The 14,743-nt window shown below is 54.9% G+C and carries 15 protein-coding genes and 1 pseudogene; 2 read left to right on the plus strand and 14 right to left on the minus strand.

Annotation, left to right across the window (positions count from 1 at the left end):
• Positions 1-2: 2 nt before the first annotated feature.
• The 10 genes and pseudogenes from gspK to ACQUQP_RS12190 form a co-directional block, all read right to left on the minus strand.
• Positions 3-1,022, minus strand: a complete 1,020-nt coding sequence (gene gspK / locus ACQUQP_RS12145) for a type II secretion system minor pseudopilin GspK (protein ID WP_432695296.1) — start codon at positions 1,020-1,022, stop codon at positions 3-5.
• A complete protein-coding gene (locus ACQUQP_RS12150) occupies positions 1,019-1,570 on the minus strand; it encodes a type II secretion system protein GspJ (protein ID WP_432698697.1) in 552 nt (183 codons plus the stop codon). The genes gspK and ACQUQP_RS12150 overlap by 4 nt, the downstream gene beginning before the upstream one ends.
• An 18-nt stretch (positions 1,571-1,588) precedes the next feature.
• A pseudogene (locus ACQUQP_RS12155) lies at positions 1,589-1,657 on the minus strand (prepilin-type N-terminal cleavage/methylation domain-containing protein); the annotation flags it as partial.
• Positions 1,654-2,025 (minus strand): type II secretion system protein, encoded by a 372-nt coding sequence (locus ACQUQP_RS12160; RefSeq protein ID WP_432695297.1) that lies wholly within the window; start codon positions 2,023-2,025, stop codon positions 1,654-1,656. The pseudogene ACQUQP_RS12155 and the gene ACQUQP_RS12160, both read right to left, overlap by 4 nt.
• On the minus strand, positions 2,025-2,489 hold the full coding sequence (locus ACQUQP_RS12165; protein WP_432695298.1) for a pilus assembly FimT family protein: 465 nt from the start codon (positions 2,487-2,489) through the stop codon (positions 2,025-2,027). The genes ACQUQP_RS12160 and ACQUQP_RS12165 overlap by 1 nt, the downstream gene beginning before the upstream one ends.
• Positions 2,490-2,494: 5 nt before the next feature.
• On the minus strand, positions 2,495-2,917 hold the full coding sequence (gene gspG, locus ACQUQP_RS12170) for a type II secretion system major pseudopilin GspG (protein ID WP_432695299.1): 423 nt from the start codon (positions 2,915-2,917) through the stop codon (positions 2,495-2,497).
• A gap of 14 nt (positions 2,918-2,931) precedes the next feature.
• A complete protein-coding gene (locus tag ACQUQP_RS12175; RefSeq protein WP_432695300.1) occupies positions 2,932-4,140 on the minus strand; it encodes a type II secretion system F family protein in 1,209 nt (402 codons plus the stop codon).
• 2 nt (positions 4,141-4,142) lie between these two features.
• Positions 4,143-5,594 carry a GspE/PulE family protein gene (locus ACQUQP_RS12180; RefSeq protein ID WP_432695301.1) on the minus strand — a complete coding sequence of 484 codons (1,452 nt, stop codon included), beginning with the start codon at positions 5,592-5,594 and terminating at the stop codon, positions 4,143-4,145.
• Positions 5,595-5,636: 42 nt separating this feature from the next.
• Entirely contained in the window at positions 5,637-6,362 is a 726-nt protein-coding gene (locus ACQUQP_RS12185; protein WP_432695302.1) for a tetratricopeptide repeat protein, read from the minus strand.
• 205 nt (positions 6,363-6,567) lie between these two features.
• Entirely contained in the window at positions 6,568-8,226 is a 1,659-nt protein-coding gene (locus ACQUQP_RS12190) for a metallophosphoesterase (protein WP_432695303.1), read from the minus strand.
• A 617-nt stretch (positions 8,227-8,843) separates the two neighbouring features.
• Between ACQUQP_RS12190 and ACQUQP_RS12195 the strand changes: the two genes are divergently transcribed.
• A complete protein-coding gene (locus ACQUQP_RS12195; protein ID WP_432695304.1) occupies positions 8,844-9,983 on the plus strand; it encodes a HupE/UreJ family protein in 1,140 nt (379 codons plus the stop codon).
• A gap of 197 nt (positions 9,984-10,180) precedes the next feature.
• Here ACQUQP_RS12195 and ACQUQP_RS12200 read toward each other — a convergent pair whose 3' ends face one another.
• The 4 genes from ACQUQP_RS12200 to ACQUQP_RS12215 form a co-directional block, all read right to left on the minus strand.
• Positions 10,181-11,068: an MBL fold metallo-hydrolase gene (locus ACQUQP_RS12200; RefSeq protein ID WP_432695305.1), complete on the minus strand. Its 888-nt coding sequence runs from the start codon at positions 11,066-11,068 to the stop codon at positions 10,181-10,183.
• Positions 11,069-11,205: 137 nt separating this feature from the next.
• A complete protein-coding gene (locus tag ACQUQP_RS12205; RefSeq protein ID WP_432695306.1) occupies positions 11,206-11,337 on the minus strand; it encodes a hypothetical protein in 132 nt (43 codons plus the stop codon).
• 363 nt (positions 11,338-11,700) lie between these two features.
• Complete coding sequence (locus ACQUQP_RS12210; RefSeq protein ID WP_432695307.1) at positions 11,701-12,660, minus strand: alpha/beta hydrolase; 960 nt, start codon at positions 12,658-12,660, stop codon at positions 11,701-11,703.
• 293 nt (positions 12,661-12,953) lie between these two features.
• Positions 12,954-13,385, minus strand: coding sequence for a copper-binding protein (locus tag ACQUQP_RS12215; RefSeq protein WP_432695308.1), 432 nt, complete (start codon positions 13,383-13,385; stop codon positions 12,954-12,956).
• A 164-nt stretch (positions 13,386-13,549) separates the two neighbouring features.
• Between ACQUQP_RS12215 and ACQUQP_RS12220 the strand changes: the two genes are divergently transcribed.
• Positions 13,550-14,716, plus strand: a complete 1,167-nt coding sequence (locus ACQUQP_RS12220; protein ID WP_432695309.1) for an ABC transporter substrate-binding protein — start codon at positions 13,550-13,552, stop codon at positions 14,714-14,716.
• Positions 14,717-14,743: the final 27 nt, after the last annotated feature.

Genomic DNA, 14,743 nt, shown 5'->3' on the forward strand with positions numbered 1-14,743 from the left:
AGTTAAGCCGCCTCCCCAAGGGTTTCATTCACCATCTGCAGTGAACGGGAGATCACGTTCACGCTGATCTTTTTCTCAACTTTTACGCGGTGCAAAACTGACTCCAGATTAAAAACCCGCCCCCCCAGCTCGAGTTTCATTTCAAGCTGGAAGTAATCGCTTGAAACCGTTATCGGATCAAACCCCTCACCCCGCACTAAAGCCTGAGCTTGGCGTTCGCTATCCAATTGCAGCGTCTCAGCAAGGCTGCGATAAAAAGCTGCCACATTAGTCCAGGGGTGCTCGGCACGGATCTCAATCAAACGGTCAGCTGATGCCTGATCGATCGATGCGCACAACGCCATCAGGACCTGAGCAGGTGCCGTGTTGACGTTAATCTGACGCACAGTGCGGGGCAGCACATTTACCCAGGGGGATATCCGCTCTAGGACGGAGGAATCAAACCCCTGGATCGAAAGAAGCTCATATAAAGCAACCAGCTCCCCGTTCGCTGTTCGATAGGGGGTGTCTGACAACTGATATTCAGGCGATTCGGCGCCCTGCCCGGTTATCTGGTCATCCGGGTCCTGCCAGTCGATCAACCCATCCAGTTGAGCATCACTGAGTGGATAACCCGCCTGCCTGAACAGGCGCTCGATCAGAAAATAATCTGAACGAGGTTCACCGCGCGCGGCTTGGGTCTTTTCCGGCGTAAATGCGGTAAAGCGATTCAGGTTCACCCGGCTCTGCAGATCCGTCAGCCGCCCTGAAAGTACGCCATTTTCGACCGGTAGCGGGGGCAGCGCCTGCGCCCAGCTCTCTGAAAGGCTGTCATAACTGGAACGGTTGGCATCCTCAATCAGGCGCTGGGCCACCCAATCTTCGGCGCTGTATCCGATCAAGGCGGCCTGGTCGGTCAGCAGCGACTGAAACAATCGCTCCTGAGCAAGACTCTGGCGATAGAAAATTCCTGTCAAAATAGACACGATGATCGTTGTGATCAGTAAAACGCTGATCAGGGCCACGCCACGCTGGTTCTTCATTCGCCAAGCCCTACAAATGTTTTGCTGACCTCGCGGCCATCCCTATATGCCATTGCAAACCGGACCATTCTCGGCATCTCGTGCAGCGGTAACTGGGCCGAGTCCTGGTTCAGCTCCTGATTCTGCAGCGGCCATATATCGATCCAGAGACCCTCTTTGGTGAGATACTTCACCTTCCAGGAAGCCAGTTCGGATAAGAGTGTCTGGGTCTCGGGCGTTGAGGCGGGGTCCAGATCGACCACCGGCCAGCTGACACGCTGTAGCCGCCCCTTGTTTAAACGGTATAAAACCCGCTGCAAGCCTCCCGGCGTCAGCCCCTCGACAGGAGGCAATCCGCCACGGATAAAACGCAGACCATTTTCAGCGTCGCCTTCCAGTGCCGGTTGATATCCGCCCTGCTCGTCACGATGCACGCGGTTGCGGATGTGGTAGATATCCTGCGAGATGATCGACCAGGCTTTTACCAGCGCAGCCTCATCTGATGAGATCTGCTCCAGACGTACGTTGTTGTCTGTCAGGGTGTTAAACAGCTGAAACGCACCCGACATGATCAATGCAAACAGGAACAACGAAACAAGGACTTCAATCAGTGTGAAACCCTGCTCTCCCCTTTGAGTTAAATAGATGCGCGTCATTTGCTTACAAACAGGACAACGGATGTTTTGGAAGCAGCGTCGTCATTAGCGGTTGCGATAACCTCGACGCGCTGCAGGCTTTGACCCAGAGTGTCGACGCGTCTAGATTCGAGGCTCCACTGCGTACCCAGCACCGATTCGCTTTCGGCCAAAGCATCCTGGATCCCTGCCTGATCCCAGTGAGATTGCCGGTAGATCTCCATTGCGCCGTTCCACGCGGCCCAGTGCCCTTTATAGCGACTCGATGTGAGCGCTTGCTGGTCTATATATTGAGCGATCGCCATTTGCGCACTGGTGGCGACGAAAGCCAGAACCACCAGCGCCACCAGCACTTCGATCAGCGTGAATCCAGACTCTGTTCGACGCATCAGGAACGCCCTCCATCGCTAGCCTGCGGTGAAGGCCATTCAAATGAAGTGGAGCTCTCGCCATCGCTCATGCGCAGATGAAGCGCCGGTAATACCTGGCCGGTGGGCAGAACCAGGTGTTCGCCTGAATGCCTGGCGTCGGATTCAACCCAGATATTTATCGCGGCGCCAAGCGCGGGCGCTTCTGCGTGATCGACCTGCACCCAATCCGAACCCAGCCACTGCGAGATCTCGACCTGGCCCCCGTCCTCTATACGTAAGCGAAAGCTGCTGTTCTCCAGCGTCGCCCGTGCCGCCAGATCATCCAGCCACTCAACCATGCGGTCACGACTGTCGTAGAGGTTTCGCTCGGTGCCTTTGCCCAGAGCAAGTACTGCCATCCCGGTCGAAATCGACAGAATAACCAACACCACGAGCAGTTCGATCAGCGTGAAACCGCGGTTTTTGCGACAGATAGCAGGCATCAGGCTTACTTCAGCGACCAGTTGCCTATATCGGCATCGCTCTCCGAGCCGCCCTCGGCGTTATCGGCACCCAGGGTGTAGATATCGAATTTATGCTTATGCTGACTGGGCACACGGTAAAGGTAATCGTTACCCCAGGGGTCTTGCGGCAGCCGTTCGATATAGGGTCCACGCCAGTTGTTCTGTCCCTGAGGCTGTTCGACCAGTGCGACCAACCCCTCTTTCATCTTCGGGAAGCTCATCGTATCGAGGCGATACATCTTCAGCGCGCTCTCCAGCGCCGAAAGATCGTTGCGCACCTTCACTTCACGCGCCTGATCGGGACGGTCGCCAACCGCCTGGATCACCAGGGTCGCCAGCAACCCCAGAATCACCACCACAACCATAATTTCGATCAGCGTGAAGCCGGATTGTTTTCGCTTTTGCATCTCTTTCATATCGTTTAAACCATTTGATTCATCTGCATGATCGGCGTCAGAACGCCGAGAATAATCACCATGATTACTCCGGCAATCAGGATCAGAAGCAGCGGATTAAGGAGTTTCAGCAGGGTATCGATACCCGACTTCAGAATCGCAGAGTAGTAATCTGCAACGCGTTGCAGCATCGGCACCAGGTTGCTACCCGCTTCACCGCTGCCGATCAGGTGCAGCATGAAGCCAGGGAACTCCGGATGTTCACTTAGCGCCGCATGCAGGGATTCGCCCTCCTGCACGCGGCGGGACACACGGTCCAAGCGGTCACGGACACAGAGATTGCCCACGCCGGCATTGGCAATCTGCATCGCATTGACCACCGGCACCTGGCTGGAAAGCAGCAGTGACATACTGCGGCACCAGTCACTCAGCACTGCCAGCTTGAGCCAATAGCCCAACTTCGGCAGCTGCAATAGCTGGGTGTGCCACTTCAAGCGGCGACTGGGATCCTGGAGTCGCCAGATAAATCCACCGACGAGCCCAGCCATGACAAGCAGGACCAAGATCCCGTAACTGCTTAAAAAGTTGCTGGCGGCAATGACCGCCTGGGTGACCGGTGGCAACTCTGTTTTCTGGCTGATGAAGATGCTGGTGATTTTCGGCACCACATTGACCATGACAAAAACCAAAACGGCCGTGGCGATGCTAATCAGCAGCGCCGGATAGATCAGCGCCCCATTCAACGTCTTGCGGTTGTCGAGAGAGCGCTCCTGATCCGACGCCAGACGATCGAGTACTGCATCGAGATGACCCACCTCCTCTGCCACTGCGACCGCCGCGACTATGCGTTCGGGCAGTGCCGGGGAGCCTTGCTGCATGGCCCGCGACAGTGAAACCCCCTCTGATACCGAGCCCATCCAGCTCTGCAGCAAACGCTTTTGACGCGCATCATCGGACTGGGACGCCATCAGGCGCAGGGTTTCATCGATCGGCAAACCCGATGCGATCAGCGTCGCCAGCTGACGCAACAGCATCGCCAGCGCCATATGACTGATCGATCCGCTAAACCTGGAAAGCAGGCTCCGGGTAGCCGAGGCTTGGATCTCGTCGAGCTGAAGCGCAACGATCCCCTGCTGCTTCAGCAGCTGTCGGGCGTGGCGAGGACTCTCGGCATTGATGGAGTCGTTGACCAGGGCACCTTTTGGGCCGATGGCGCGGTATTTAAATGTCGCCATAATCAGATCATCGTCACCCGCATCACCTCCTCGAAGGTGGTGATGCCCTGTGCAACCAGTCCCAGCCCCTGGGAAACCATGCTTGGCTGGTGCTTGCGAATCTCCCGCTCGATCGCCAACTCACCGGCATCGTCATGGATGAGCTGCTGCAGATCCGGTGTCAGTGTCACCATCTCATAGACCGCCTGGCGGCCACGGTAACCGGTGTGGTTACACTGGTCGCAGCCTTTCGAGTGATAGATCTTCTCGGGTGTCTGTAGCTGGTGATCGGCGAATACCGAGCTGATCGCCATATCGGGCAGCGACTCTGTTTTGCACTGCGAACACAAACGCCGGATCAGCCGCTGCGCAATGACGCCACGGACTGTGGCCGACAACAGAAAGTTATCGACGCCCAGATCACGCAAGCGGGTGATCGCTCCCGCCGCCGTATTGGTGTGCAGCGTACTCAGCACCAGGTGACCGGTTAAACTGGCCTGGGTCGCAATCTCCGCCGTCTCACCATCACGTATCTCGCCGACCAGAATGACATCGGGGTCCTGACGCAAAATGGCGCGCAGTCCGGCGGCAAAGGTCATTCCCGTTTTGGTTGAGATCGGTGTCTGACTGATCCCCGGCAGCTTGTACTCCACCGGGTCCTCAACCGTCATGATGTTGCGCTCATTCGCATCCAGCATCTGCAATGCCGCGTAGAGCGTTGTGGTTTTGCCCGAGCCCGTCGGGCCGGTCACCAGAATGATGCCATTGGGCCGGTTGATCAGTTGTCGCAACGTATCGATACCGGTTTCGTTTAAACCCAGGTCAGTGATCGATACCCGATTACCCTGGTTTTCCAGCACCCTCATCACCACGCGCTCGCCGTGAATAGACGGCAGTGTTGAAACACGCAGATCGATGGCGCGTCCACCCAGATGAACAGTAATACGGCCGTCCTGCGGCAGACGCTTCTCAGCAATATTGAGTTTTGCCAGTACTTTGATGCGAGCAACCAACCGCGCCAGCACCTCCGGGCGGACCTCGAGAACATTCTGCAGAGCACCGTCGAGGCGAAAACGCACCCGCGCATTAAGCTCGTAAAGATCCAGGTGGATATCCGAGGCCTGCTTACGCAGCGCATCGGCAATTACCGCATTCAACATGCGGATTACCGGCGCATCGTCTTCGTTGTCGAGCAGATCATCCTGTTTGTCGACCTGAGCCGCGGCAGCATCCAGATCCAGTGACTCTCCAATCGCATCGACAGCACTCGCCGCACCACTGGCCCGCTCGGCGAATACCTGCTGCAGCCGATTACTAAACTGGCTCTCCGGAATTAGCCTCAGGGTAAGGTCCCGCCCGTAACTGCGCATCACCTCAAGCAAAGAGTCCGGAGCCACCGATTCACTGGCCACCAGCTCGTTGCCCTCGACAAACAGTCGGTGACGCTTGGCAAAACCAAATCTAACTTGATACATAGCGCTGTTTCTGAATATTCGATGGGTACCGGTTCATCGGCATTAAAGCTTGGCGTCCAGCGCGTCACGCATAGCGTCGATGCGGGCTATCAGCTTTTCAGCAAAGCCGTTCCGTTTCTTGGTGCCGAGATCATTCAGCGCCCTATCCAGCTCTTTCCTGGCTTCATCCGGCTTACCGCTTTTCATCAGCAGCTCCGCAAGATCGATACGCCAGCTGGGGTTGAACTTACGCTCTGCACCGAGGCTCCGCAGCCGTGTGATAGCCACGTCGTTGTGGCCTTGCGAGAGTTCAATCTCAATCGCCTTTTCCTGCAGCTGTCCCTGTACGCCGAGTGTTTCCATACCCTGATCCAGCAGATCCAGCGCTGCCTGAGAGTTGGGCTGCTCAGACTTAAGAAACAGCTCAGACGCCTCGATAAATAACCCGGGGTGAGGGCTTTTCTGGATCTCAAATGAGCGTTTGAAATCCGCTATCGCCTGATCGAATTCATTGAGTGATGCATAGACGCGTGCCCGAGCCTGGTAGGCCTGGGGGAAGTGCCCCTTGAAGCCAATAAAACGCGTATAGAGATCGATCGCCTTCTCAGGTTCAGCCTTGGCCGCGGCGATATTTCCGTATTCAAACAATAAAGGCTCTTTAAGGCCGAGCTCAGAGGCCTTATCCAGATCCTGCAGGGCGTCGTCGTACTGGCCACCCTCAACATTCAAACGCGCGCGCTGAATATAAAGTGAGTAGGACTCTTGTTTGCTGATTTTTCCGTCCAACATAGCGATCTGATCATGTACGCCCAGATGAGCCATTGCCGTATCGGCGCCCAGCACAAACAACCCAGATGAAATAATGGCTGCAACAAATCGAACAGCTCGATAATCGAAAAATGGGAACTGCATATAAATCCGGCTATTGGTCTTTGCAAACGAAGAAGCTGCGGCGCGAAAAATCTCCGCCCGCAGCAAAACGGGTCAACAGCTGTTATTTGTTGATTACAAACTTATCGAGAACCTGACCGTCCTCATTCAGCATGCGCCACTCCAGACGTGAAGCGCTGGCATCAATCAGCACGGAGCCTGCGAGCGCAAGACCGTCAGTATGCTCACCAGTCGTACTGGTACCCGCCACGCCAAAGCTTGATGTGGTACCGGAAGAAACCTGAGCAGCGATGCTTCCGGCAAACTGCTGCGGCACCATCGCATTGTGGTTCAACCATTCAGTCGAATCATCCAGACCGGACGGACCGGAATCAGCTTTGCCGCCGTTACCTGCCGTGCTGTAAACCACGTAGCCGTCGGTCTCATCGAACTCGTTGACCAGGCCCGGACCATAAGAGTTATCGGCCATGACGAAGCTGTCCGAATCGCCGGCGGTCGGATCGTTGACCGGGTCGGCCGAAAACAGATTGGTCAGGTAGTAGCTGCGCTCATAGGAGTGAGCGTGGCCGTTCAGCACCAGGTCGACGCCATATTTCTGGAACACGGGAACGAAGTCGTTGCGCATATCGACCTGAGGCGCGTCGATAGTCTGAACGGTGCTGGCGTCCGAGTCGGAATCGTGGTTGCTGCCCTTGGAGTATGCCGGGTGGTGATAGATCACGACGATCCAGTCAGACTCGGTGCTGGCGGCTGCCAGATCGGACTCCAGCCAGCTCTTCATGGTGGCGCGCTCGGTGGAGTCACGGCCACTCAGCTGAGAGTCCAGGCTGACAATATGAACATTACCGTAGTCGAATGAGTAGTATTGCTCAGTAGCACTTGCTACACCGCCCGCCTCACCGGCAGTCGGCAGGCTGAAGATATCCAGGTAAGGCACGGTCTGATAAGTACCGGCAGTACCTGCTACACCATCAACAATATATTTGTCAGGATCAGATTCGGTTGAAACACCACCGTAGTAACCGACGATCGTGCCGTCAGGCTCGCCGTAGTATTTGCTGATGTCCAGGAAGCCAACGCCCATTTCGTGGTTACCGATAGTCGGCCATACACCCACACGCTTCAGCTCATCGGGATAAGTATCAAATACAGCGGCCTGATAGTTAACGTCATCACCGTTGTTGTAGGCGTTATCACCCAGCATCAGGAACAGGTCGATCGGCTCACCGCTCGCATCGGCAAAGGTGTGCATGCCGTCACGAACTCCCGCGGCAACGCCAGGGTAGTGAGTTTCGGAAGGCACTGAGGCATCGGCATCTTCATGCGTGTAGCCGGCAGTACCGGAATCGCCTACAAGCCAGATACGGGTGTTGTTGTCATCAGCAGGATAGCCACTGGCCGGAGCCGTTTTGAACATCTGACCGGCAGGTGCAGTAGAAGCGCCACCGACTGAATAGTAGTAGGTAGTATCGGCGTCCAGGCCGTCAAACTTGGCTTCTTTATGGTCGCCCTCAGTCAGCGTTGCTTCTACGAGATTACCCAGTCCATTGGCATCTGTACCGATGCAGGCAGCTGTCGCATCACCGCGCCATTTGATAATTACCGACGAATCAGTGATCTGCTGAAGGAAAAGACGCTCAGTAGATGCTTCCGCCCCGGTACATACCGATGCTTCTTCCGATGATTTATCAGAATCATTACAACCGGTAAGTACCAGTGCACCCAATACCGCAGCAATTGCAGTTGCTAATTTGGTTTTCATTCTCGGCCTTATGTCCTGCCTTATAGATTAAAATTTGGTCAAACTTCCAGACCAGAGCCGATCCGTGGCTATCAATTTCACCAGTTCATTAATTAAACCGGTTAAAAGATGAAGCTACGTCTAAAAGGATGCCCCGTGTATCTATCCGTTCGTCGACCATGCGGCGACTTCGACAATATTCGTCTTAAAAAAGACAGGCGGCAGAATAGATTTGATAAATTTCATTTCGGTTACATATATATGAACTTTCTGACCAATCTGACAAAAAAATAAAATCAACCAAAGGACATATCTATTTATTTATACCTATATACGTTTTTCTATAGAAAGATATATCGTTTTTATATGGCTAGATATAATTTTTATATAGCTAGATAAAAATACCACACAGAAAACTACCACCTCGAAAACTACGCGGCTTTTCGATTCAAAACTCCCATCCCCCTACGCCATTATCCCGGGTCACACATTCATCATAATGTAATAATTAGACTATCTAATGCCTCGGCTCACGAGGACCAAGCGCCGGGCGGCACTGCTGTCAGGGTTCATCTCTTTCTTTCAATCCGATACCCCCTCTCATCGACATTAGAATTAAGGCTAACAAGTTGATATTTTTGGCAAGAATCAAGCAAAAGCTGACGTTAATAGCACTGCTTATGGCTTTCGTATGCGCCGTAACAACCCAGTCACAGGCACACGAAATAACACCAAGTCTTGTTCAGTTTTCACAGATTGATGCGACAAACTATTCGCTTGATATCAACACAAACCTTGAAGCATTGATGCTGGGTGTCAGTGGCAACCATAAAGATACTGACGACGCCCCATCCGCATCACGATATAACCAACTTAGATCCATGCCTCATGAACTATTCGAAGAACAGGCGACTGAATTCACCAAGAAACTGTCAGGTCAGTTGCAATTTACGGATGAAGATGGCTTGCCGTTAATATTTCATTTCGAGACACCGTCTATAAGCGTCACCGATAACAGCGATCTTAGTGTGGCACGCGAGTCTGTGATCCATTATTCCGTAAACGCCGAAAAACCGATCACAAGCATTCGTTTCCATTGGCCAGAAGAATACGGCAACTCCGTATTCAAGGTGAATCAGAAGGGTGATTCGATTGCAACCTTGTGGGTAAATAGCGGAGAACAATCTGACACAGTACGGTTAGACGCTGTAAACCAAGATCAAAGTCTTTTAGATTATGTCGTCATAGGCTTCGAGCATATTCTTCCTATGGGGCTCGACCACATACTGTTTGTGATCGGTCTTTATTTACTCAGCCAGAAAATAAGCGCACTGCTCTGGCAGGTCACAGCCTTCACGGTCGCCCACACCCTCACCCTGGCCCTCGCTACGCTTGGTATCATCTCGTTATCACCCTCGATCGTGGAGCCCCTCATAGCCGCCTCAATCTCTTTCGTTGCCTTGGAGAACCTGTTTCATCACAGGATCACCAAGTTTCGTGTCGCGATTGTATTCCTGTTCGGACTTTTGCACGGTTTAGGATTCGCCGGTGTACTGTCCGAGATAGGATTAAATCCGTCAGCTTTTATCCCGTCTCTGATCTCATTCAACATCGGCGTAGAGCTGGGCCAGCTTGCCGTCATTACAGGAATGTATTTGGCATTCGGCTGGTGGTTGGGCAGGACCTCCTATTGGGAAAACTGGTTCAGAAAGCCCCTATCGATTCTTATTGCGCTAGTCGGTATCTACTGGTTTATAGACAGAATTTTCTGGGCTTAATCTTGAATCGTCATCCAGGGGGCTTCGCCATCAGTGCTAAAGCCCCCTGGCCACGAAAATCGTGATTGCCACCCCCGCGATGAAAAATGCGAAATTCGCAGCGGCATCCGTCAGGCTTTTGTGGGACTTGATTTCCGGTCAGCGTACCGGCAGCCAGCACGATAAACGGCAGCAGCAGTTTTTCCAGCCGGAATCCCCTAGAACAGGTTTAATGGCACCTTGAGATAAACCTGGCCGTTGTCCTCGGCCGGTGGCATTTCGCCGGCGCGCATATTCACCTGCACCGAGGGGATGATCAACGCCGGCATGTTCAGGGTCGCATCACGCTCGGTACGCATCCGCACGAACTCCTCCTCGCTGACGCCTTCGTGCACATGGATATTATGTGCGCGCTGCTCCGCGACACTGGTCTCGTGGCAGTACTCATCGCGTCCCGGCGCCTGGTAATCGTGGCAGAGGAAGATCCGGGTCGCGTCCGGCAGGCTCAGCACTTTCTGGATCGAGCGGAACAGCGCCTTGGCATCACCACCCGGGAAATCGCAGCGGGCGGTGCCATAATCCGGCATGAACAGGGTATCGCCGACAAAGGCGGCATCGCCGATTACATAGGTCAGGCAGGCGGGTGTATGTCCCGGTGTGTGCAGCACGTAGCCCTCAATTTCGCCAATGGCAAAGCGGTCGCCCTCTTCAAACAAACGGTCGAACTGACTGCCATCACGGGCGAACTCTGTGCCGGCGTTAAACGCCTTGCCAAAGGTTTCCTGCACGACCTTGATCTTGGCACCGATGCCGGTTTTACCGCCAAGCGCCTGGTGCAGGTAAGGTGCGGCGGAGAGGTGATCGGCATGCACGTGGGTCTCGAGCACCCATTCCACCTGCAGCTGTTCAGCGCGGATGTAGTCGATGATCGAATCGGCCGAGCGCACATCGGTGCGGCCGCTGGCGTAGTCGAAATCAAGTACCGAATCGATGATGGCACAGGCGTTGGATGCCGGATCACGCACCACGTAGCTGAAGGTGTTGGTCGGCTCATCAAGGAACGCTTTCACCTGAGGCACGGCGCTGTTTTTGATCGCGTCACTCATTTTACTCTCCTATCGCCAAACATTAGATACACCTAATGCTACAGCATTCTCTGCTGGTTTTGCGCTGCTCGCGGTTGAGTTTGCCTATGACCGCGATAGCCATGAGCAGCGATTCCAGCATCGCAATACAAATCGGCTTAACGCCGACTAAACAGGTACTCCGATAAAGCAGCGTGGCCCAACCTCAGATATTGCTCGACCGACCTGTCGGGGTCCGTCTCGTCGGTGACCAGCAGACGAATCCCCTTGCCTTCAAGTCGCTGTGCCACCTCCTTCCCCTGCTTGCACTGATCAGCAGGTCTATCCGATCCAGGGGATACACAATCTCGGGGGCAGATTCGTGGATGGATTGCTCTTTACTGAGTTCCAGCGGCTCCCTGCCGCTAATCTGCCCATCCTTAATGGTGTAGATCCAGAACCTGCGACAAGACGCCCTGTAACGGTGCCGCGAGCGGGTTCACGCTTATCTCGGCACGCCTCTGATTCAGTACCTCCAAAATGATTGCTGGCTAATGCTACTTCGAGGGAGGTACGGAATCTGGCCAACAAAGCCGAACAGGGTTTGATAACGCTGAGCGTTACCGCATCCCTGTCGGCCGATATCACCCGCTTACTGGCCGCTGTTTCGGGCTTTACAGAATATACCGCCGGTCGCGGCTATCCCCGACGAATACCCGGCCGGTCTGGAGCGACTGGACCAGGTGCTTGAACACTACGCCGGGATTACCCTCGCCGTCATCAACAAAGTAAGAGTGCCCTTTCGGCCGGTCATAGCGGTTGTTGAAGTTGTCGCAGTCTATGGCGTAAACATTGGACTGGGTTTTCTGCATATCTTCAGGGCCGGAGTGGCCGAGCCTTCGCGAGGCAACCTTATTCTTCAGGTTGGACACCTTGCTTGCCCGGAGCGCGAGATCGTCCGATGCGTAATATACCGAGACATTACGTGAGGCCTGGCTGATCAGACGCCCCGAATGTTCCGGTTCCAGCGACTCATTAACGATGTCCGCAGCCATGAGAAACGTATTTCGGAACAGGAGTGGCACACCGTCGGCCAGATCATATTTTTCCCAGGCGGCCAGCGTCTGCCTGAACACCCGGTTACCCATGGAGTGCGCCAGTACATTGATGCGCTTGATACAGGGGAAATCCTCGGGTTCCTGGTCGCGCCAGCGCATAAAGAACTGCAGCGCGCGGGCAAAGGAAAAAGCGCTCATATCAGCGGATTTCTGATCGTCCCAGTAATCCTTGACGATGCCGGGATCATCATCACAGGGCCAGATCACTGGAATCACCTGCACCAGCTCGGGATCTACCGCGTTGAACTGATCCTGCAGTCCCTGGGCGCGGGGAAAGATATCCGGTTCCGGCAGATTGGAGAAGCCGTGAATAAAAAACAAAAGCTGCTTCGCCGGGCTGGTCTTCAGCCGGCCGAGCCACTTGGCCGACCCCAGCTCTACATACTCATCCGGCCCAACCCTTTCACAGCAGTAGATCGAATTGGATGGCGCGTTTTTCTTCAGATCGAAGTTGAATTTGCGATCGGGCCGGGTTCTGATCGAGCCCCGGGGTTCCCTGTTGGTTACAAAAAGCATGAGTCCCTCCACTCTTTTCAACTGCCAAGCAGCGGATCCGCGGCCCATACAACTCTGAGCACAGCGAAGCGCCCCTCAGCCTATGACTGAGACTCAAGCATAGTTCAGTTTTCGAAAGACCCTGGGATATGAAGGGAGTTGGGAAAGAAACCCGTTGGGCGGTTAAGGAGAGGCGCAATCACGGCGATGCAGGTTACCGGCAGCAGACGTCAGCTTTGCTGCACCGGCAGCGACCAGACAGAGCCGCGGGATCGCGGTGACAGACACCGCGATGCTAGTAGCAAATACAGGGGTTATTCGACAACAAACTCGCCAACCATCCCCTTGTTTTCCAGCCCTTCGGAATAGAACTCGTAGGTACCGGGCTTGATCGGCACGAAGAAGATTTCCGCCTCAGAGGCTTCTTCAAACTCCAGCTCTGTCAGCGTGGTGGCCTTGATCTCCATATCGCCCGCTTCCACCTTGCGCAGAAAGATGGAGGTAAAGAACTCCGGCGACTGGATCGCGTATTCCTTGTAGCCGCTGGAGATGATTTTCAGGCTGTAGGCCTGGCCGGTCTCCAGTTCGTAACGTTTGTGCGACATGGAATAGTCGCTGACATCGTCACCCAGAATCAGATCGGGCAATGCCTGGGGGCGTGTGGTCAGGTCTCCGGCAGCCTGGGCGCCAACGGATACAAGAGAGGCAGCCATCAGCGGCAGCAGGGCGCGCTTCATTGAGAACATAAGGACTCCATGATTATTATTTTTGCTAACACCACTCCATGCTATAGGGCTGCCGCCCGCGAAAAATGCTACTTGAGTACTAATTGATTGCGACCTTCAGCATATTTCTAAGCACTGTATCCGCCCCTATTCTGGGTAGATCGATAACAACAAGAACGATAGCTATGCTGAAAAGATTCCTCGCCGGTACTCTCTGCGCACTGGTTTCCAGTGCCTCTGTGGCTGCCGAACCACTGGAGATATCGATCGCCTATGTAGGCCAGCAGATCGATCGCGGTCCGGTGCTTTCCAATATCATCCCCGAACCGGAAGATGCCGGCCTGCAGGGCGCAAGGCTCGCCATTAGCGACAGCAACACCACCGGGCGTTTTCTGCAGCAGCATTACACTCTGCATGAAGTTGAAGGCGAGGATCCGAAACAACTGGTCGCTTCCGCCTTTGACCTCTACGGCCGCGGCATCCGCTTTTTCGTTACCAATACCGATAGCGCCACCCTGGCCTCGCTGCGCTCATCCCTGCCCGCCGATACGCTATTGATCAACGCCGGTAGCCGCGATGATGCTCTGCGTACAAACCAGTGCATCGACGGGTTGCTGCATACTATCCCCTCCCGGGCCATGCTGGCCGATGCGCTGGCTCAGTGGTTGATCATGCGCCGCTGGAACCGCTGGATGCTGGTAGAGGGCGCCACCGACGATGACCGCGCTTTTGCCGGGGCGATCAAGCGATCTGCCCAGCGTTTCGGCGGCAAAATCGTCGCTGAGAAAGCCTGGAGTTTTGATACCGACCTCAGACGCACCGCCCAGAAAGAGCTGCCGCCGTTCACCTCCGGCAGCGAATACGATGTGGTGGTCGTTGCCGATGAACGCGGCGATTTCGGCGAATATCTGCCCTATAACACCGGCCTCCCCCGCCCCGTGGTCGGCACCCAGGGCCTGCTGCCGGTGGGCTGGCACAAGATGATCGAGGCCTGGGGCGCAGCCCAGCTACAGAGCCGTTTCGAGAAACAGGCGCAGCGCTGGATGAACGAGAAAGACTATGCCAGCTGGGCTGCCGTTCGCAGTATCGCCGAGGCGGTTACCCGGACCGGCGACAACACTCCGGACACGGTGCGGGACTATCTGCTGTCCGACAAATTTGAACTGGCCGCCTTCAAGGGACGCAAACTCAGTTTCCGCGACTGGAGCGGCCAGCTACGCCAGCCGATCGCGCTGATCCATCCGCGAGCCCTGGTTTCCAGCTCACCGCAGGAGGGATTCCTGCATCAGCGCACCGAACTCGACACTCTGGGCTTTGACGCGCCGGAAAGTCAGTGCCGTGTGGCCCGCTAGCTCATGGACAGAATAAAGGACAGAACC

The organism is Marinobacterium sp. YM272 (assembly GCF_050908845.1).
GTDB lineage: Bacteria > Pseudomonadota > Gammaproteobacteria > Pseudomonadales > Balneatricaceae > Marinobacterium_D.

Excerpts from the sequence above, each read along its gene's own strand:
- ACQUQP_RS12215 (WP_432695308.1), bottom strand. The coding sequence starts at position 13,385 with ATGTTCTCAATGAAGCGCGCCCTGCTGCCGCTGATGGCTGCCTCTCTT.
- ACQUQP_RS12190 (WP_432695303.1), bottom strand. The coding sequence starts at position 8,226 with ATGAAAACCAAATTAGCAACTGCAATTGCTGCGGTATTGGGTGCACTG.
- ACQUQP_RS12200 (WP_432695305.1), bottom strand. The coding sequence starts at position 11,068 with ATGAGTGACGCGATCAAAAACAGCGCCGTGCCTCAGGTGAAAGCGTTC.
- gspK (WP_432695296.1), bottom strand. The coding sequence starts at position 1,022 with ATGAAGAACCAGCGTGGCGTGGCCCTGATCAGCGTTTTACTGATCACA.
- ACQUQP_RS12175 (WP_432695300.1), bottom strand. The coding sequence starts at position 4,140 with ATGGCGACATTTAAATACCGCGCCATCGGCCCAAAAGGTGCCCTGGTC.
- gspG (WP_432695299.1), bottom strand. The coding sequence starts at position 2,917 with ATGCAAAAGCGAAAACAATCCGGCTTCACGCTGATCGAAATTATGGTT.
- ACQUQP_RS12165 (WP_432695298.1), bottom strand. The coding sequence starts at position 2,489 with ATGCCTGCTATCTGTCGCAAAAACCGCGGTTTCACGCTGATCGAACTG.
- ACQUQP_RS12185 (WP_432695302.1), bottom strand. The coding sequence starts at position 6,362 with ATGTTGGACGGAAAAATCAGCAAACAAGAGTCCTACTCACTTTATATT.
- ACQUQP_RS12180 (WP_432695301.1), bottom strand. The coding sequence starts at position 5,594 with ATGTATCAAGTTAGATTTGGTTTTGCCAAGCGTCACCGACTGTTTGTC.
- ACQUQP_RS12220 (WP_432695309.1), top strand. The coding sequence starts at position 13,550 with ATGCTGAAAAGATTCCTCGCCGGTACTCTCTGCGCACTGGTTTCCAGT.
- ACQUQP_RS12210 (WP_432695307.1), bottom strand. The coding sequence starts at position 12,660 with ATGCTTTTTGTAACCAACAGGGAACCCCGGGGCTCGATCAGAACCCGG.
- ACQUQP_RS12150 (WP_432698697.1), bottom strand. The coding sequence starts at position 1,570 with ATGTCGGGTGCGTTTCAGCTGTTTAACACCCTGACAGACAACAACGTA.
- ACQUQP_RS12160 (WP_432695297.1), bottom strand. The coding sequence starts at position 2,025 with ATGCGTCGAACAGAGTCTGGATTCACGCTGATCGAAGTGCTGGTGGCG.